This window comes from Pseudomonas sp. BNK-45, assembly GCF_047456255.1.
GTDB lineage: Bacteria > Pseudomonadota > Gammaproteobacteria > Pseudomonadales > Pseudomonadaceae > Aquipseudomonas.
This window is the reverse complement of sequence record NZ_CP179909.1, coordinates 274120-290622: the sequence shown is the minus strand read 5'-3', so window position 1 is coordinate 290622 and position 16503 is coordinate 274120. Positions and strand designations below refer to the sequence as shown.

Genomic DNA, 16503 nt, shown 5'->3' with positions numbered 1-16503 from the left:
CTCGTGGCATGGGCGAGTGGTGAAGGTGGCAGTCGGGCCGCCGGTGCGTCACAGGGCCAGGCGATGCCCGTTGAGGCCGATGACCACGGCGAACGTCTTGGCGATCACCACTTCGGCCTGGTTGCTTTCAGCCAGGAAGCTGGCCATCGGGTAGGGGAATTCCACGGGAATACCGGCGATCGACACGTGTTTTATCGACAGCGCCTGCAGTTCCAGCCCGTCGCTCGCGGTGCCGCCGCTAATCAGATAGACGCAGTCGCTGATCGGCTCGTAGGAGATGCCGCCGCTGCCCTGGATACGTTGCAGGCTGGCGGTCTGTTTGGTCAGTTCGTCCCGTTCGGCCTGGGTAATGGTGCGGTGCGGTTTACCGTGCAGGCGCAGGTCCTGCAGGTTCATGCGGTACTTGGCGCGACGGCTCAGGTAGATGACGGCCGATACCAGGGTGATCACGCCCAAAGCCAGGGTGACCAGGGTCAGGAACAGGTTCATGCGCATCCTTGCAGGTACTGGACATCAGGGGCGGGCATTATCCGCATCCGCTGCCGACGGGTCCATGCGCAATCTTGTGTTTGGCGCTTTTCTGCACGATGGCCGAGGCGCTGGCCCTGGCACTCGATGAGCTGTTGGACATCATGAGCGAAGACGAATCGCACCCACTGGCTTCGCTGGTGGACATCATGGGTGACTGGATCGAGGCCTACGACGAAGAGCACCATCCGATGCCGGCGGTCAGCGCCGTGGAGGTTCTACGCTCGTTGATGGGTGTACATGGCCTGACTCAAAGCGACCTGCCCGGGGTGGGCGCGCAGTCGGTGGTGTCGCAAGTGCTCAGCGGTAAGCGCCAGCTCAACCTGCGGCAGGTCCGCTGGCTGGCCGAGCGCTTCAAGGTGTCGATGGAGACCTTCGTCTGACTCAGGACGAGCAGCTGATTTCCAGGTGCTTGCCCCACTCTGGCGGACGTTCGGCATACCCTTGCATGCCCTCTTGTTCCTCAAATGGCCGGCTCAGCACCTGGTGCAGGCGCCGCACTTGCGAGTAATCCCCTGATTCGGCGGCGTCGATGGCCTTCTGCGCCAGATAGTTGCGCAGGATGTACAGCGGATTGACCGCGTGCATGCGCTGCCGGCGCAGGTCCTGGCCCTGGATCGGATCCCGGGCGACCCGTTCCCGGTACTGCTCGGCCCAGGCATCGAAGCCGTCGCGGTCGACGAAATCGTCCCGCAGCCGGGCCAGCGCCTGCTCCGGCGCCTGGTCCCCCAGGTGGCGGAAGAACAGGCTGTAGTCGACGCCGCTGTTCTGCATCAGTTGCAGCAGGCGTTCCACCAGTTTCTGGTCGTCGTCCTCGGCCTGGGTGAAGCCCAGGCGCCGACGCATCAGGTCCAGGTAGTGAGCCTGATACAGCGGCAGGAACAGACCGAGACTTTCCCGCAATGCCTCGACGCTGATGAACGGCGTCAGGGCCTGGGCCAGGGCGCTGAGGTTCCACTGGCCGACGGGCACCTGATTGCTGAAGGAGTAGCGGCCCTGGTCATCGGAGTGGTTGCAGATGAAGTGGGCGTCGAAATCATCGAGGAAGGCGAACGGGCCGAAGTCGAAGGTGATGCCCAGGATCGACATGTTGTCGGTGTTCATCACCCCGTGGCAGAAGCCGTAGGCCTGCCATTTGGCGATCAGCTCGGCGTTGCGTTCGACGATCTCGCGGAACATCGCCAGGTAGGGTTCCGGCTGCTCCAGGCACTCGGGGAAATGCAGCGCCAGCACATGCTCTCCCAACTGCTTCTGCTGTTCGGGTTTCTTGGTGTAGTAGAAGTACTCGAAATGGCCGAAGCGGACATGGCTCGGCGCCAGGCGCAGGACCATCGCCCCGCGCTCCTGCTTCTCGCGCCACACCGGGGTGTCCGAGCCGATCACGCACAGCGCGCGGCTGCTGGGAATGCCCAGGGCATGCAGGGCTTCGGAGGCGAGGAACTCGCGGATCGACGAGCGCAACACGGCACGACCATCGCCCATGCGGGAGTAGGGCGTCTGCCCGGCGCCCTTCAGGTGCAAGTCCCAGTGTTCTCCCGCCTGGTTGTAGACCTCGCCCAGCAACAGGCCGCGACCGTCCCCCAGTTGCGGGTTGTAGGAGCCGAACTGATGCCCGGAATAGACCATGGCCCGGGGCTCGGCCTCGGCCCACAGCTTGTGTCCGCCGAACAGCTCGGCGAACACCGGGCTTTCGGCCACGGCCGGGTCCAGGTCCAGCAGCGCCATGGCCGCCGGGCTGGCTGCCACCAGCCTGGGGTTGTCGAGAGGTTCGGGCAGTACGTGGGTCGAGAAGGCGTCGCCCAGGCGAGCGAAGCGGTTGTCGAAGGTCAGTTCGTCGAGGGCTTTCAACGGCCATCTCCCAGCAGAATGTCCGAGCATTCTGCTAGGGATAGAGGCCTTAGTCGAGTTTGCTTGGCGGCGGTTCCTGCAGCGGCTTGCCTTCGGCCACCGGGACGATGGTCTTGGCCTCCGGCTCGATGGGCACCATCTTGTATTCCTGGCCGTGGAGGTTCTTCAGGTAGACCTCCATCTGCCGGAACGAGATGTTGATGTGCTGCTTCTTGAACTCGCGGTTGATGAAGCGGTTGACCTCGTCCACCACCGGGTTGCGGTCCCCCAGTTCGCGAACGTGCATGCGCAGTTCGTGGTCCAGGGTGCTTTCGCCGAAGTTGAGGAAGTACACATGGGGCTCCGGCTCCTTGAGCACCCGCGGGTTGTCCCGGGCGGCCTTGAGCAGCAGCTCTTTCACCAGGTCCAGGTCCGAGCCGTAGTCGACGCCGAGCTTGAGGGTCACCCGGGTCACGGTGTCGGTCAGCGACCAGTTGATCAGTTGCCCGGTGATGAAGGTCTGGTTGGGGACGATGATGTCCTTGCGGTCGAAGTCGGTGATGGTGGTGGCGCGGATGCGGATCTTGCTCACCGTGCCCGACAGGTTGCCGATGGTGATGGTGTCGCCGATGCGCACCGGCCGCTCGAACAGGATGATGATGCCGGAGATGAAGTTGGCGAAGATCGCCTGCATGCCGAAACCCAAGCCTACCGACAAGGCCGCCACCAGCCACTGCAGCTTGTCCCAACTGACGCCGAGGGTGGCCAGGGTCGAGACGAAGCCGACCCCGGCAATGGCGTAGGACAGCAGGGTGGTGGTGGCGTAGGCGCTGCCCTGGGCCAGGTTCAGCTTGGACAGCACCAGCACTTCCAGGAGCCCTGGCAGGTTGCGCGCCAGGGCGAAGGTGATGCCGACAATGATCAGTGCACCGATCACATCGCCGATGCTGATGGGCACCATGCTCATGTTGGCGCCGGTGCCGCTGGTGTATTCGTAGAGGGTGATGTTGTCCAGGTAGGAGAACACCGTGATCAGGTCCGACCAGACCCAGTACAGCGCGGCGATGAAGCCGCCCAGCAGGGCCAGGCGGATCAGGCGCAGGGACTGTTCGTTGACCTTCTCGATGTCCATGGTCGGCTCTTCGACCACCGCGTCGCCGCTTTCCCCGGCTTCCTTGGCCGCCTGGCGCTTGCTCAGGGCCCGCTGGTAGGCCAGGCGCCGCGCCGCAACCCCGAGTCCGCGAACGAAGGTGGCCTCGATCACCAGCCAGAACATCAGCAGGTACAGGGTGTTGATCAGGCGGTCGCTGAGCTTGAGCGCGGTGTAGTAGTAGCCGAAGCACACGGCGATGAACAAGGCGATCGGCAGCAGGGTGAACAGCAGGCCCACCGCCTTGCGGAACAGCGAGGCATTCTCGTGGGCCGGGCTGCTCAGCAGCAGGCGACTCAGCAGCCAGGCCATCAGCCCGTAGCAGGTCAGCACCACGGCGATGCCCAGCACGTCATCGGCCAGGGCCGCGGGTTGGTGCTCGGCAACGGCCACCACGGCCACCAGCGCCAGGACCACCAGCCCCAGGCGGCGGACCCAGCCCTGGAGGAATTCCACCTGGGGTTTTTCCCAGCGGAAATGCAGTTCCGCCACGCCGCCAGGGGCGAGGATCCGATAGGCGGTGTAGAACACCAGCCAGGCCTGGGCGATCTGCAGCAGCGCCGCGCCGAGGTTGGCGTTCTGTCCCCGGGCGTCGATCTGCAGGGCATAGCCGCACAGCGCCAGGCCCAGGGTCACCGGCATCGCCAGGAGAATGTTGACCAGGATCGCCAGCGGCGTGTGCCACTGGCTGTCGCGTTTGAAGTGGCCGATGTCCTTGTGCACCTTGCTCAGGCGCGCGTAGAGGTTCTTGCGCCGCCACAGCAGGGCGCCGATCAGCAGCGCCAGGGGCAGGAACAGCAACGGCCGCTGCGCCAGGCCGTCGGTCAGTTCACTGAGGCTGGAGGCCCAGGGCAGGGTGGTGACCTGTTTCTGCAGGCGCTGGGGCACTTCCTGCAGCCACTCGGCGTCCAGGGGCTTGTTGCTGGGGATCCAGAACATCTGCTCGTCGAGGGTCGCCCGCAGGCTCTGGGAGGTGCTCAGCAACTGCTTCTGGTTCAGCTGCAGGGTGATGGACTCGTTGAGCAGGGCGCTGAGTTCGCGGTTCAGGCGCTCCAGCAGATCGGCGCGGGTCATCGCCAGGTCGATCAGGGTCCGGCGCAGTTGCGGCGTGACCTGCTCCGGCGGCTGGCTCTTGAGCAGGTTGTCGACGTAGGTGCTGGGGCTGCCCAGCAGTTCCCGCTGCTGGTTGACCTCGAATTGATAGAGGCGGATATCGGCGATTTCGTCCGCCAGGTCGCGGTCCAGTTTCAGGCGTGGCAAGGCCTGTTTCTGTTTGTAGAGAATCTTCGACAGCAGCAGGCTGCCCTTGAGCACGTTGATCTGCTCGTCCAGGGCCGCATCGCTCTGGGTCACGCTGTCCAGCTGCTGTTTGGTCTGCAGGTTCTGCTGGGTCAGTTCGTTGAGGCGGTCGGTGCTCTTGAGCAGGTAGTCGGAGAGCTTGAGGTTGGTGGCGCTTTCGGTGGCCAGCAGGCTGCTGCTTCCGGCCTTCTGCGCCTCGATGGACTGCTGGGTCACGGTTTCCTGGGACTGGGCCAGGCGCTTCTGGTTGATCAGGGTCTGCAGGTCCTGGATTTCCTGCTCCAGGCGCGCGGTCTTTTCCATCAGCAGGTCATGCTGGCTGCTGCCCAGATCCTGCAACTGGCTGTTGCCCGCCAATTCCTGGCGGCGCAGGGGAATCAGGGCGTTGATCGCCGCCAGTTCGGCATTCAGCAGGTTGCGTTGATCGGCGCCGAGCAGCTTGCCGCCGTCCTTGCCGGACTTGAGTGCGGCGTTGATCTGCAGGATGCGGGTCTGGCTGCTGCTGATTTCCGCCTGGGCCCGCTCGGGCCGGGTCTGGGCGGTGATGGTCAGGGTGTTGGCGTCGGCCAGGGCCTTTTGCAGCTCACCTTGCAGGGTGGTGCGTTCGCTCAGCAGTTGCTCCAGTTGCGACACCGCCAGCGAGCCGTAGCGCTGGGCCACCGGCACCACTTTGCTGGCCTTCAGGCGTGCCAGTTCCCGCTGGTTTTCCGTGGTCTGGCGCGGCGCGTTGCTCAACTGCTGGCGCAGGTCGCTGAGGCGTCGCTCGTAGTCCTGCTTGTTGTTCAGCTGATTCAGGGTGTTTTGCAGCAGGGTCTGCAGGGCCTTCTGATCGGCTTCCGGCAATTTGCGTTCGGCGATCTTGTCCAGGCTTTGCTGGACCGACTCGGCACTGGGCGGATCGCCGCCCTGTGCGGCGCCGACAGAGAGACTCAGGCCCAGCAGGGCAACAGCGAAGAATTTACGCAGGTTAGGCATAGAAGTCGGTCAAGCAAATAGGAATGGGGGGACGCGTCGCGACCAGGTCCGACGCGCTCCGCAGTTTAGAGGAAGAGGCCGGGGCCGGGGCGACTTCCTTCGGGGAATCTGACGCCCACCTTGCCGATCTTGTTCCCGTCCATCACCGCCACGGTCCAGATGGTGTTGTTCCACTCCACCTGGTCGCCGACCACCGGTGCACCGCCGACCTTCTGGGCGATGAACGCCCCCAGCGGCATGTCCGCGTCCTGGCCGTCGAGCTTGAGCCCGTAGAGCGCCGACACCGCGCCCAGCTGGGCGTCGCCTTCGAGGACGAAGTCGCCGAAGAAGCGCAGGTCCAGCCCGCGCTCCGGCGCCTGGCTGAAGAGTTTGCCCAGGGCCGGAAGGTTGTGTTCATGGCCGATCACGCACAGCAAGTCATCGGCTTCAAGCACGGTACTACCCGACGGATGGAGCAGTTGCTGGCCGCGAAACAGCGCGGCAATCCGCGTGCCTTCGGGCATCTTCAGCTCCCGCAGGGCGGCGCCGATGCACCACTTTTCCGCTCCCAGGCGGTAAACGAACATCTCCCACTCGCTGGTGACATGGACTTCCAGGGCCGATCGGGAGATCGGCGCCGGGTCCGGCGGCACCGTGACCTTCAGCCACTTGGCCACCCACGGCAGGCTGGTGCCCTGCACCAGCAGCGAGATCAGCACGATGAAGAACGCCAGGTTGAAGTACAGCTGGGCGTTGGGCAGCCCGGCCATCAATGGGAACACCGCGAGAATGATCGGCACCGCGCCGCGCAGGCCGACCCAGGAGATAAAGGCCTTTTCCCGGCCGTGGAAGGCCTTGAACGGCGCCAGGCCCACCAGCACCGACAGCGGCCGGGCGAACAGGATCATCCACAGCGCCAGGCCCAGGGCCGGCAGGGCGATGGGCAGCAGGTCGTGGGGGGTGACCAGCAGTCCCAGCACCAGGAACATGCCGATCTGTGCCAGCCAGGCCATGCCGTCGAGCATGTGCAGGATGCCGTGGCGGCTGCGCACCGGGCGGTTGCCGATCACCAGGCCGCACAGGTACACCGCCAGAAAGCCGCTGCCGTGCAGGGCGTTGGTCAGGGCAAAGACCACCAGGCCGCCGGCGATCACCAGGATCGGGTACAGGCCGTTGGCCAGGTGGATGCGGTTGACCAGTTGCAGCATCAGCCAGCCGCCGCCCAGGCCGATCACCGCGCCGATGCCGAATTCGCGGACCAGGTCCCCCAGCAGGCCCCAGTGCAGGCCGGTGTGGCCGCTGGCGAGCATGTCGATCAGGGTCACGGTGAGAAACACCGCCATCGGATCGTTACTGCCGGACTCAATCTCCAGGCTGGCGGTGACCCGTTCGTTGAGACCCTTGCCCCCCAGCAGCGAGAACACCGCCGCGGCGTCGGTGGAGCCGACGATGGCGCCGATCAGCAGGCCCTGGATCAAATTGAGGTCGAACAGCCAGGCCGCGGCCATGCCGGTCAGCCCGGTGGTGATCAGCACCCCCACCGTGGCCAGGGACAGCGCCGGCCACAGGGCCACGCGGAAACTCGCCACCCGGGTGCGCAGGCCGCCGTCCAGCAGGATCACGGCCAGGGCCAGGTTGCCCACCAGGTAGGCGGTCGGGTAGTTGTTGAAGATGATGCCGCCGCCGTCGACCCCGGCGGTCATGCCCACGGCTAGGATGATCACCAGAATCGGGATGCCGAGCCGGGAGGACAGTGAACTCACCAGAATGCTCGCACCTACCAGCAACGCGCCGATCAAGAACAGGCTGTTGATGGTCGTCGCATTCAAAGGCAGTACTCCAGGGTGAAAAAGGCGGGCGCAAACTGACCATGCAGTCTGCGTGCCAGCGATTCTAACCTGTTGAAATGTGCCGCTGTCAAAAAGCTTTCAATGGCACCGGCCGATCCGGCGCACGTGCTGTGCGCCGGGTCTTTGCCGAGCCTGGCCCGGTGCTTCAAAGGCTGAAGCGCGCCACCAGGCTGTTGAGGTCCACGGCCAGGCGCGACAGCTCGTTGCTGGCTGCACTGGTCTGGTTGGCGCCGGTGGACGATTGCACCGACAAGTCGCGGATGTTCACCAGGTTGCGGTCCACTTCCCGGGCCACCTGGGCCTGTTCCTCGGCGGCGCTGGCGATCACCAGGTTGCGTTCGTTGATCTCGATGATGGCGCTGTTGATGGTGTCCAGGGACAGACCGGCACCCCGGGCGATGTTCAGGGTCGATTCGGCGCGTTCGGTGCTGTTGCGCATCGAGTCCACGGCATGCTCGGTGCCGCTCTGGATGCTGCCGATCATGCGTTCGATTTCGCTGGTGGACTGCTGGGTGCGGTGGGCCAGGGCGCGCACTTCATCGGCGACCACGGCAAAGCCGCGGCCGGCCTCGCCGGCACGGGCGGCTTCGATGGCGGCATTGAGCGCCAGCAGGTTGGTCTGGTCGGCCAGGCCGCGGATCACGTCCAGCACCTTGCCGATGTCCCGCGACTCGTTGGCCAGATCGCCGATCAGGCTGGCGGTGCTCTGTACGTCCGAGCTCATGCGCTCGATGGCGGACACGGTTTCCTGCACCAGGTCGCGACCGTCGCCGGCGGAGGTGGTGGCGTTCTTCGAGGCTTCGGAGGTGCTGACGGCGTTGCGGGCCACTTCTTCCACGGCGCTGGTCATTTCATTGACCGCCGTCGCGGCTTGCTCGATCTCGTTGTTCTGCTGGGTCAGGCCACGGGCGCTTTCGTCGGTGACGCTGTTGAGTTCCTCGGCCGCCGAGGCCAGTTGGCCGGCGGAGCCGGAGATGCGTTGCAGGGTGTCGCGCAGTTTTTCCTGCATCTTGGCCATGGCCTGCAACAGGCGCCCGGCCTCGTCGCTGCCGTCGATCCGGATCGGCCGGGTCAGGTTGCCTTCGGCGATCTCTTCGGCGGCGCTCAGGGCGTTGGCGATCGGCAGGGTGATGCTGCGGGTCAGCAGCCAGGCGAACAGCAGGGTCAGGGCGGTAGCCAGCACCAGCAGGCCCACCACCAGAGCGAAGGCCGAGGAGTACTGCTCGGCGGCTTGCTGGTTGGTGTCCAGGGTCTGCTGGGTGTTGATCTCCAGCAGGCGGTTGAGCACGGTGTTCATGGCTTCGGAGTTGTTCAGCAGGTCGGTGTTGAGCAGGTTGCGCAACTCGTCCACCTGATTGCTGCGGGACAGGCTCTTCATCCGCTCTTCGATCTGCCGGTACTGGCCCAGCAACTGCACGTACTGGTCATAGGCGGCTTTTTCCGCCGGGCTGCTGATCAGCTTTTCATAGGTCGTCTGGGCCGTGCGGATCTGCTGGTTGCGCATCTCCAGCAGTTCCACGGTCTTTTGCTGCACATCCGGCTCGCGGTTGACCAGCAAACGGTAGGACAGCACCCGCAGGCGCAGGGTCAGCTGGGTGAATTCGTCGAGGCTCTTGATGCTCGGCACGCTGCTCAGGGTGATGTCCTCGGCGGCACCGCGGATCTTGCTCATCTGATTCAGGGCGAACACCCCGAGGATCAGCATCAAGCCGCCGATCATGGCAAAACCGAGGAAGGCCCGCGGAGCGATATTCATATTACGAAGGGACATGGTGAGTACCAAAAAGGGCGCATCCGTGCGGGGCTTGAGACTGATCTACCGTGACATATCGGTCGTACGACTAAAGTCTTGAGTCACGCCGCGGATTTAGCCGCCCGCCCATGCACCGCCCTGGCAGCGCCAAGCGCCGCTACCCCTGGCTCCAGCCCCCGCACTAGAGGGCTGGAGCAGGACGCAAGGGGGGGTGTTACAGCTGGAACCGGGTCACCAGATTGTTCAGGTCCACGGCCAGGCCCGACAATTCGCTGCTGGCGGAGCGGGTCTGGTTGGCCCCGGTGGTGGATTGCACCGACAGGTCGCGGATGTTCACCAGGTTGCGGTCCACTTCCCGGGCCACCTGGGCCTGTTCCTCGGCGGCGCTGGCGATCACCAGGTTGCGTTCGTTGATCTCGATGATGGCGCTGTTGATGGTGTCCAGGGACAGACCGGCACCCCGGGCGATGTTCAGGGTCGACTCGGCGCGTTCGGTGCTGTTGCGCATGGAGTCCACGGCATGTTCGGTGCCGCTCTGGATGCTGCCGATCATGCGTTCGATTTCGCTGGTGGACTGCTGGGTGCGGTGGGCCAGGGCGCGCACTTCATCGGCGACCACGGCAAAGCCGCGACCGGCCTCGCCGGCACGGGCGGCTTCGATGGCGGCATTGAGCGCCAGCAGGTTGGTCTGGTCGGCCAGGCCGCGGATCACGTCCAGCACCTTGCCGATGTCCCGCGACTCGTTGGCCAGATCGCCGATCAGGCTGGCGGTGCTTTGCACGTCGCCGGTCATGCGCTCGATGGCGGCGACGGTTTCCTGAACCATGTCCCGTCCGTCCCCGGCGGACTGGGTGGCGTTCTGCGAGGCTTCGGAGGTGCTGACGGCATTGCGTGCCACTTCTTCCACGGCGCTGGTCATTTCATTGACCGCCGTCGCGGCTTGTTCGATCTCGTTGTTCTGCTGGGTCAGGCCGCGGGCGCTTTCGTCGGTGACGCTGTTGAGTTCCTCGGCCGCCGAGGCCAGCTGGCCGGCGGAGGCGGAAATGCGTTGCAGGGTGTCCCGCAGCTTTTCCTGCATGGTGAGCATGGCCTGCAACAGGCGGCCGGCTTCGTCGCGGCCATCCACGGTGATCGGTTGGGTCAGGTTGCCTTCGGCGATGGTTTCGGCGGCATGCAGGGCGTTGGCGATCGGCAGGGTGATGCTGCGAATCAGTCGCCAGGCGAACAGCAGGGTCAGGGCGCTGGCCAGTACCAGCAGGCTCACCACCAGATTGAAGGCGGTGGTGTATTGCTCGGCCGCGTCTTGATCGGCGGCCTGGGAGTACTGGGTGTTGATCTCCACCAGTTGGTTGAGGAGGGCGTTGATCTTTTCGGCGCTGGCCATCAGTTCGGTGTTGAGCAACTGCTGCATGCTTTCGAGCTGGTTGTTGTGCGACAGCTCGATCAACTGGGCTTCCAGTTGGCGGTGGTGGCTCAGCAGCTCCAGGTACTGATCGTAAGCGGCTTTTTCCTCGGGGCTGCTGATGAGCTGTTGGTAGCGGGCCCGGGTTTCATCGATCTTCTGGTTGCGCTGGCTGATGGAGTCCAGGGTCTTTTGCTGTTCCTCGGGGTCGCGGTTGAGCAGCAGTCGATAGGCCTGGACCCGCAGGCGCAGGCTCAGTTGGGTGAAGTCGTCGACGCTCTTGATGCTGGGGATGGTGTCCTGGGTGATGCGTTCGGTCGCCGCGCGGATCTTGCTCATCTGGTTCAGGGCAAAGATCCCCAGAAACAGCATCAAGCCACCTATCAGGGCAAAACCGAGGAATGCCCTCGGAGCGATATTCAGGGTACGCAGGGACATTGAACCTACCTCGGATGTGCGCAGCTTGCGCGTGTGGGGCTGGGAAGTACCTGTGCTATCGCGTTGAAAAAATGCTTCTTGAATCGTCAGGAGCAGTTTCAGAAAAGTCTGAGTGCTCGTTGGGAAATTTCAGAAAAGTCCCGACGGCCCGACGGAGCGTCAGGAACCCACGGGTCGAATGACAGTCTCTAGCAGCTCTCGCGGAAGGGTCATCGCCAGTAAAATCAAGGCCTTGCGCCTGGATAACCCTGGTATCCAAGGTGACTTTTCTTTATCGTACGCGCCCTTTGCAAAAAGCCCGGAAGATCAAAATGTTGGAAGCATCCCTCAGCCAATTGGAACAGCTGGTCAGCGACCTGGTGCTACAGAACCAGGAGCTGCTCGGCACGAACGCAGCCCTCAAGGAACAACTGGCCCAGGCCAAGGATGAAAACGAAAGCCTGCAATTGAGCCTGATGGAACAGGAAGAGAAACAAGGCGCGACCGCAGCCCGCATCCAGGCCCTGGTTGAGCGCGTCAGTGCGAGCCCGGCCAACCCATGAGACACCATATCGATGGGGTGAAGGTGATCTCGATCCTGGGCGAGGATTACTCGATCAAGGCCCCGGCCGGTGAGGAACAGACCCTCATGGACGCCGCGCTGATGCTCAAGGCGGCCCTGGCCGACACCAAGAAGAAATACCCGACGCTGATTGGCGAGCGCCTGCTGGTGCTGGCGGCGATGAACCTGTGCTCGCAGCAGATCGAGATGCAAAAGCGCCATGCCCAGGAACTGGCCCGTTATGAGGAGCAGGTGAGCGCCACCGTCGAGGTGATCGCCAAGACCATTCAACAGAATTGATGGAAGTGCACACAGCCGACGGGTAACGGGTTGGACAAGCAGGGTCAATGTTTGTATACAACTTCCCGCGGCTGGCGCGGTATCTCAGCCTCTTATAACCATAAGAAAGAGGTGTTCCATGCAATTCTGGCGACGCAGTATTCAATGGCAGCTGATCCTCAGCATGGGGTCGGCCCTGTTGGTCAGCCTGCTGGTGGTAGTAGCCATCTACACGGTACTGATCAATCACCTGACCCAGAACTATCTGGTGGACAGGGCGCTACCTTCGAGCATCGAAGCCATGCGCAACGATATCGAACGCATTCTCACCCAGCCGCTGACCGCCGCCCGGGACCTGGCCGGCAACGGCATGCTGCGCGACTGGCTGGCGGCGGGCGAAGACCCGGCTCAGGCGCAGAGCTTCATCAGCTACCTGGAAGACATCCGCGCCGAGAACCAGGCGTTCACCACCATGATGGCCAGCCCGCTCAGCCATCATTACTACAACCAGAAAGGCCTGGACCGGACCCTCAGCCGGGACAATCCCAAGGACGCCTGGTTCTATCGCTTTATCGACAGCGGCAAGCCGCGAGTGCTGAACATCGATATCGACGTTGCCAGCGGCGAGCTGGCGCTGTTCATCAACTACCGGGTCGAGAAGGACGGTGCGCTGGTGGGCGTCACCGGCCTGGGCTTGCGCATGACCGAGCTGTCGAAGCTGATTCACGACTACAGCTTTGGCGAGCGCGGCCGGGTGTTTCTGGTGCGCAGCGATGGTTTGATCCAGGTCCATCCGGACGCCGAATTCAGCGGCAAGCGACAGTTGTCCGAGCAGATCGGCGCGACCGCCGCCGAGGCGCTGATGGGGCACGACGGGCTGACCAGCAGTCATTTCGAGCGTGACGGCGAAGACTACCTGGCCCTGAGCCTGCCCCTGCGCGGCTTTGGCTGGAGCCTGGTGGCCGAGGTGCCGCAGGAGCAGATCTACGCCGAGGCGCATCGGGCGATCTGGCTCACCAGCCTGATCGGCCTGGGCATTGCCGCGGTCTGCCTGTTGCTGGTGGTGCTGCTGGCCCGTGGCCTGGTGCGTCCGGTCCGGCAAGTGACCGAGGGGCTGGTGGCCATCGGCAGCGGTGGCGGTGACCTGACCCTGCGCCTGGACGCCAGCCGCGCCGACGAACTGGGGGGCCTGGCGCGGGGCTTCAACCGCTTCCTCGACAGCCAGCGCGGCATGATCGGCGAGGTGCTGGCCACCACCGAACGCCTGCGTTCCTCGGTGAGCCAGGTGGCGGCGGTGGTGGAGAACACCGCCGAGCGCTCCGGACAGCAACAGGAAATGACCGACACGGTGGCCACCGCGGTGCACCAGATGGGCCTGACGGTCCAGGACATTGCGCGCAATGCGGGGCAAGCGGCGGACGCTTCCCAGGCGGCCCGGGACGAAGCCTTGCAGGCCCGGGAAGTGGTGGGCGGCTCGATCCGGCATATCGAAAGCATGTCCGGGGACATTGCCCTGGCCGCCGGCGCCGTGAGCGAGCTGGCGGAACAGGTGGCCTCCATCGACCAGGTACTGGCGGTGATTCGCGGGGTTTCCGAACAGACCAACCTGCTGGCCCTCAACGCCGCCATCGAAGCGGCCCGGGCCGGCGAGATGGGCCGTGGCTTTGCCGTGGTCGCCGATGAAGTGCGCACCCTGGCCCAGCGCACCCAGACCTCCACCGATGAAATCCAGCAAATGATCCAGGGCCTCAAGCAAGGCGCGGAGAACGCGGTGTCCTCGATGCATGCCGGGCAGACGGCGACCGGCACCGGCGTTGAATCCAGCCAGCGCACCGGCGCCTCGCTGACCGCGATCACCGGGCAGGTGGAGCGCATCAGCGACATGAATCAGCAGGTGGCCACGGCCACGGAGCAGCAGTCGACGGTGACCGAAGAGATCAACCGCACGGTGCAGGGAATTTCCGATCTGGCCCGGGCCACGGCGGCCGAAGTGCATGGCTGCCGTGAAGACTGCCGGACCCTGCAGCGCCTGGCCGAGGATCTGGTGCGCCAGGTGGGTGGTTTCAAGCTGCACTGACCAGCCTGTAGGAGCTGGCTTGCCAGCGAACCGCGCGCCGCGTAGTGCCAGGCCGGACGCTTTCGCCGGCAAGCCGGCTCCTACAGGTGTGGAGTGAAAGTTCTGGTAGGAGCTGGCTTGCCAGCGAACCGCGCGCCGCGCAATGCCAGGCCGGACGCTTTCGCCGGCAAGCCGGCTCCTACGGGTGTTGAGTGAAAGTTCTGGTAGGAGCTGGCTTGCCAGCGAACTGCGCGCCGCGCAATGCCAGGCCGGACGCTTTCGCCGGCAAGCCGGCTCCTACAGGTGTGGAGTGAAAGTTCTGGTAGGAGTTGGCTTGCCAGCGAACTGCGCGCCGCGTAGTGCCAGGCCGGACGCTTTCGCCGGCAAGCCGGCTCCTACGGGTGTGGAGTGAAGGTTCTGGTAGGAGCTGGCTTGCCAGCGAACTGCGCGCCGCGTAGTGCCAGGCCGGACGCTTTCGCCGGCAAGCCGGCTCCTACGGGTGTGGAGTGAAGGTTCTGGTAGGAGCTGGCTTGCCAGCGAACCGCGCGCCGCGGTGTGTCAGGTCGCCTGGGCCTCAGAACCAGGCGTCCTGCATCTCCAGGCAGGTGGCGTCCCGTGCTTCCAGCAGGGTCAGCTCATGCTGGCAGGCCGGCACTTCCCAGGTCAGGAAGTAGCGCGCGGCCTGCAGCTTGCCCCGATAGAAATCCCGATCCGCCGCCACTTCCCGGGCCAGTCCTTCCTCGGCCCTGATGGCCTGTTCCAGCCAGCGCCAGCCGATCACCGCGTGACCGAAGGCCTTCAGATACAGCGCCGAGTTGGCCAGGGTCGCCGTGACCTTGCCAGTGGCCAGATCCCCCAGCAGACCCAGGGTCACGCCCTGCAGGCGCGACACCAGTTGCTCCAGAGGCTGGCGCAGGGCATCCAGCGACGGATGGGCGCGGGCCCGCTCGCCGGTCTCGGCGATCAGGCGGATCAGGCGCTTGAGCCCGGCGCCGCCGTTCTGCGCCAGCTTGCGGCCCAGCAGGTCGAGGGACTGGATGCCGTGGGTGCCTTCATGGATCGGGTTCAGGCGGTTGTCGCGGTAGTACTGCTCCACCGGGTATTCCCGGGTATAGCCGTGGCCGCCGAGGATCTGGATCGCCAGCTCGTTGGCCTTGAGGCAGAACTCCGACGGCCAGGATTTGACGATCGGGGTCAGCAGGTCCAGCAGTTCGTGGGCCTGCTGGCGTTCGCCGTCGTCGGCCAGGGTGGTGGTGTCATCGAACAGCCGCGCCGCATACAGCCCCAGGTCGAAGGCGCCTTCGACGTAGGCTTTCTGGGTCAGCAGCATGCGTCGCACATCGGCGTGCTGGATGATCGAAACCGGTGCGGTGGTGGGGTCCTTGCTGTCCGGCAGGCGACCTTGCGGGCGTTCGCGGGCGTATTCCAGGGAATACAGGTAGCCGGCATAACCCAGCATCACCGCGCCCATGCCGACGCCGATCCGCGCCTCGTTCATCATCTGGAACATGTAGCTCAGGCCCTGGTGCGGCTGGCCCACCAGATAGCCGACGCAGTGGCCGTTATCGCCGAAGTTCAGCGCGGTGGAGGTGGTGCCGCGCCAGCCCATCTTGTGGAACAGCCCGGCCAGCAGCACATCGTTGCGCGGCCCCAGGCTGCCGTCGTCGTTGACCAGGAACTTGGGCACGATAAACAGCGAAATGCCCTTCACCCCGGGCGGCGCGTCCGGCAGCTTGGCCAGGACCATGTGCACGATGTTCTCCGACAGCGGGTGGTCACCGCCGGAGATGAAGATCTTGTTGCCCTTGAGCCGGTAGCTGCCATCGCCTGCCGGTTCGGCGCGGGTGCGGATATCGGCCAGCGAGGAGCCGGCATGGGGCTCGGTCAGGGCCATGGTGCCGAAGAAGCGGCCGTCGATCATCGGTTGCAGGAAGCGTTGTTTCTGCTCGTCGGTGCCAAAGCTTTCGATCAGGTTGGCCGCGCCCATGGTCAGGAACGGGTAAGACGTGGTGGCCGCGTTGGCCGCCTGGAAATGGGCGAAACAGGCCTGGGACAACAGGGTCGGCAACTGCATGCCGCCCGCGTCGAAACTGCGCGCGGCGTTGAGGAAGCCGGCTTCGAGGAAGGCGTCCACCGCCGGTTTCACTTCAGGAATCAGCACCGCCTGGCCGTCTTCGTAGCGCGGCTCGTGTTCATCGCCCTTGCGGTTGTGCGGGGCGAAGTACTTCTCGGCGATGTTGCGCGCGGTGCCCAGGGCGGCATCGAAGGTTTCGCGATTGTGCTCGGCAAACCGCTCGCGCTGGGTCAGGCCCTCGGCGTCGAGCACCTCATACAGTTCGAAAGCCAGATTGCGGGAACTGAGCAGCGTCTCGGACATGGCGGCATACCTGTTGGCTAGGGAATGGACCGAGTCTAGGCGCGTGAAT

General features: G+C 64.6%; 10 protein-coding genes and 4 pseudogenes. 5 read left to right on the top strand and 9 right to left on the bottom strand.

The features are described from left to right. Positions 1-48: 48 nt before the first annotated feature. A complete protein-coding gene (locus ACMGG8_RS01290) occupies positions 49-489 on the bottom strand; it encodes an IgaA/UmoB family intracellular growth attenuator (protein WP_414159044.1) in 441 nt (146 codons plus the stop codon). Positions 490-593: 104 nt separating this feature from the next. Here ACMGG8_RS01290 and ACMGG8_RS01285 point away from each other — a divergent pair. Continuing rightward, positions 594-911, top strand: a pseudogene (locus tag ACMGG8_RS01285) (helix-turn-helix domain-containing protein); the annotation flags it as partial. A 1-nt stretch (position 912) separates the two neighbouring features. Here the strand turns inward: ACMGG8_RS01285 and selO are convergent. The 7 genes and pseudogenes from selO to ACMGG8_RS01250 form a co-directional block, all read right to left on the bottom strand. After that, positions 913-2376: a protein adenylyltransferase SelO gene (gene selO, locus ACMGG8_RS01280; RefSeq protein ID WP_108545922.1), complete on the bottom strand. Its 1464-nt coding sequence runs from the start codon at positions 2374-2376 to the stop codon at positions 913-915. Positions 2377-2425: 49 nt separating this feature from the next. Next, positions 2426-5779: a mechanosensitive channel MscK gene (gene mscK, locus ACMGG8_RS01275; RefSeq protein WP_060837196.1), complete on the bottom strand. Its 3354-nt coding sequence runs from the start codon at positions 5777-5779 to the stop codon at positions 2426-2428. Positions 5780-5844: 65 nt separating this feature from the next. Continuing rightward, entirely contained in the window at positions 5845-7587 is a 1743-nt protein-coding gene (locus ACMGG8_RS01270) for a potassium/proton antiporter (protein WP_060837197.1), read from the bottom strand. A 166-nt stretch (positions 7588-7753) separates the two neighbouring features. Next, positions 7754-8617: a methyl-accepting chemotaxis protein gene (locus ACMGG8_RS01265; RefSeq protein WP_414159915.1), complete on the bottom strand. Its 864-nt coding sequence runs from the start codon at positions 8615-8617 to the stop codon at positions 7754-7756. After that, positions 8609-9364, bottom strand: a pseudogene (locus ACMGG8_RS01260) (MCP four helix bundle domain-containing protein); the annotation flags it as partial. The pseudogene ACMGG8_RS01260 and the gene ACMGG8_RS01265, both read right to left, overlap by 9 nt. A gap of 211 nt (positions 9365-9575) precedes the next feature. Beyond that, entirely contained in the window at positions 9576-10439 is an 864-nt protein-coding gene (locus ACMGG8_RS01255; RefSeq protein ID WP_414159914.1) for a methyl-accepting chemotaxis protein, read from the bottom strand. Continuing rightward, a pseudogene (locus ACMGG8_RS01250) lies at positions 10431-11201 on the bottom strand (MCP four helix bundle domain-containing protein); the annotation flags it as partial. The gene ACMGG8_RS01255 and the pseudogene ACMGG8_RS01250, both read right to left, overlap by 9 nt. A 311-nt stretch (positions 11202-11512) precedes the next feature. Between ACMGG8_RS01250 and ACMGG8_RS01245 the strand changes: the two are divergent. From ACMGG8_RS01245 to ACMGG8_RS01230, 4 genes and pseudogenes are all read left to right on the top strand, one after another. Further along, positions 11513-11743, top strand: coding sequence for a hypothetical protein (locus ACMGG8_RS01245; RefSeq protein ID WP_016962666.1), 231 nt, complete (start codon positions 11513-11515; stop codon positions 11741-11743). Beyond that, the gene (locus ACMGG8_RS01240; RefSeq protein ID WP_060837200.1) at positions 11740-12042 is read left to right on the top strand and encodes a cell division protein ZapA; all 303 of its coding nucleotides are present in this window, start codon (positions 11740-11742) and stop codon (positions 12040-12042) included. The genes ACMGG8_RS01245 and ACMGG8_RS01240 overlap by 4 nt, the downstream gene beginning before the upstream one ends. A 118-nt stretch (positions 12043-12160) precedes the next feature. After that, positions 12161-13231: pseudogene (locus ACMGG8_RS01235) on the top strand (cache domain-containing protein); the annotation flags it as partial. Positions 13232-13252: 21 nt separating this feature from the next. Next, positions 13253-14098, top strand: a complete 846-nt coding sequence (locus tag ACMGG8_RS01230; RefSeq protein WP_414159913.1) for a methyl-accepting chemotaxis protein — start codon at positions 13253-13255, stop codon at positions 14096-14098. A gap of 553 nt (positions 14099-14651) precedes the next feature. Here ACMGG8_RS01230 and ACMGG8_RS01225 read toward each other — a convergent pair. Then, complete coding sequence (locus ACMGG8_RS01225) at positions 14652-16454, bottom strand: acyl-CoA dehydrogenase (RefSeq protein ID WP_060837202.1); 1803 nt, start codon at positions 16452-16454, stop codon at positions 14652-14654. Positions 16455-16503 lie beyond the last annotated feature (49 nt).

What these genes read in the sequence shown, in the direction of transcription:
- ACMGG8_RS01290 (WP_414159044.1), bottom strand. Translation starts at nt 489, where the DNA reads ATGAACCTGTTCCTGACCCTGGTCACCCTGGCTTTGGGCGTGATCACC.
- mscK (WP_060837196.1), bottom strand. Translation starts at nt 5,779, where the DNA reads ATGCCTAACCTGCGTAAATTCTTCGCTGTTGCCCTGCTGGGCCTGAGT.
- ACMGG8_RS01265 (WP_414159915.1), bottom strand. Translation starts at nt 8,617, where the DNA reads ATGCAGGAAAAACTGCGCGACACCCTGCAACGCATCTCCGGCTCCGCC.
- ACMGG8_RS01255 (WP_414159914.1), bottom strand. Translation starts at nt 10,439, where the DNA reads ATGCAGGAAAAGCTGCGGGACACCCTGCAACGCATTTCCGCCTCCGCC.
- ACMGG8_RS01245 (WP_016962666.1), top strand. Translation starts at nt 11,513, where the DNA reads ATGTTGGAAGCATCCCTCAGCCAATTGGAACAGCTGGTCAGCGACCTG.
- ACMGG8_RS01240 (WP_060837200.1), top strand. Translation starts at nt 11,740, where the DNA reads ATGAGACACCATATCGATGGGGTGAAGGTGATCTCGATCCTGGGCGAG.
- ACMGG8_RS01230 (WP_414159913.1), top strand. Translation starts at nt 13,253, where the DNA reads ATGATCGGCGAGGTGCTGGCCACCACCGAACGCCTGCGTTCCTCGGTG.
- ACMGG8_RS01225 (WP_060837202.1), bottom strand. Translation starts at nt 16,454, where the DNA reads ATGTCCGAGACGCTGCTCAGTTCCCGCAATCTGGCTTTCGAACTGTAT.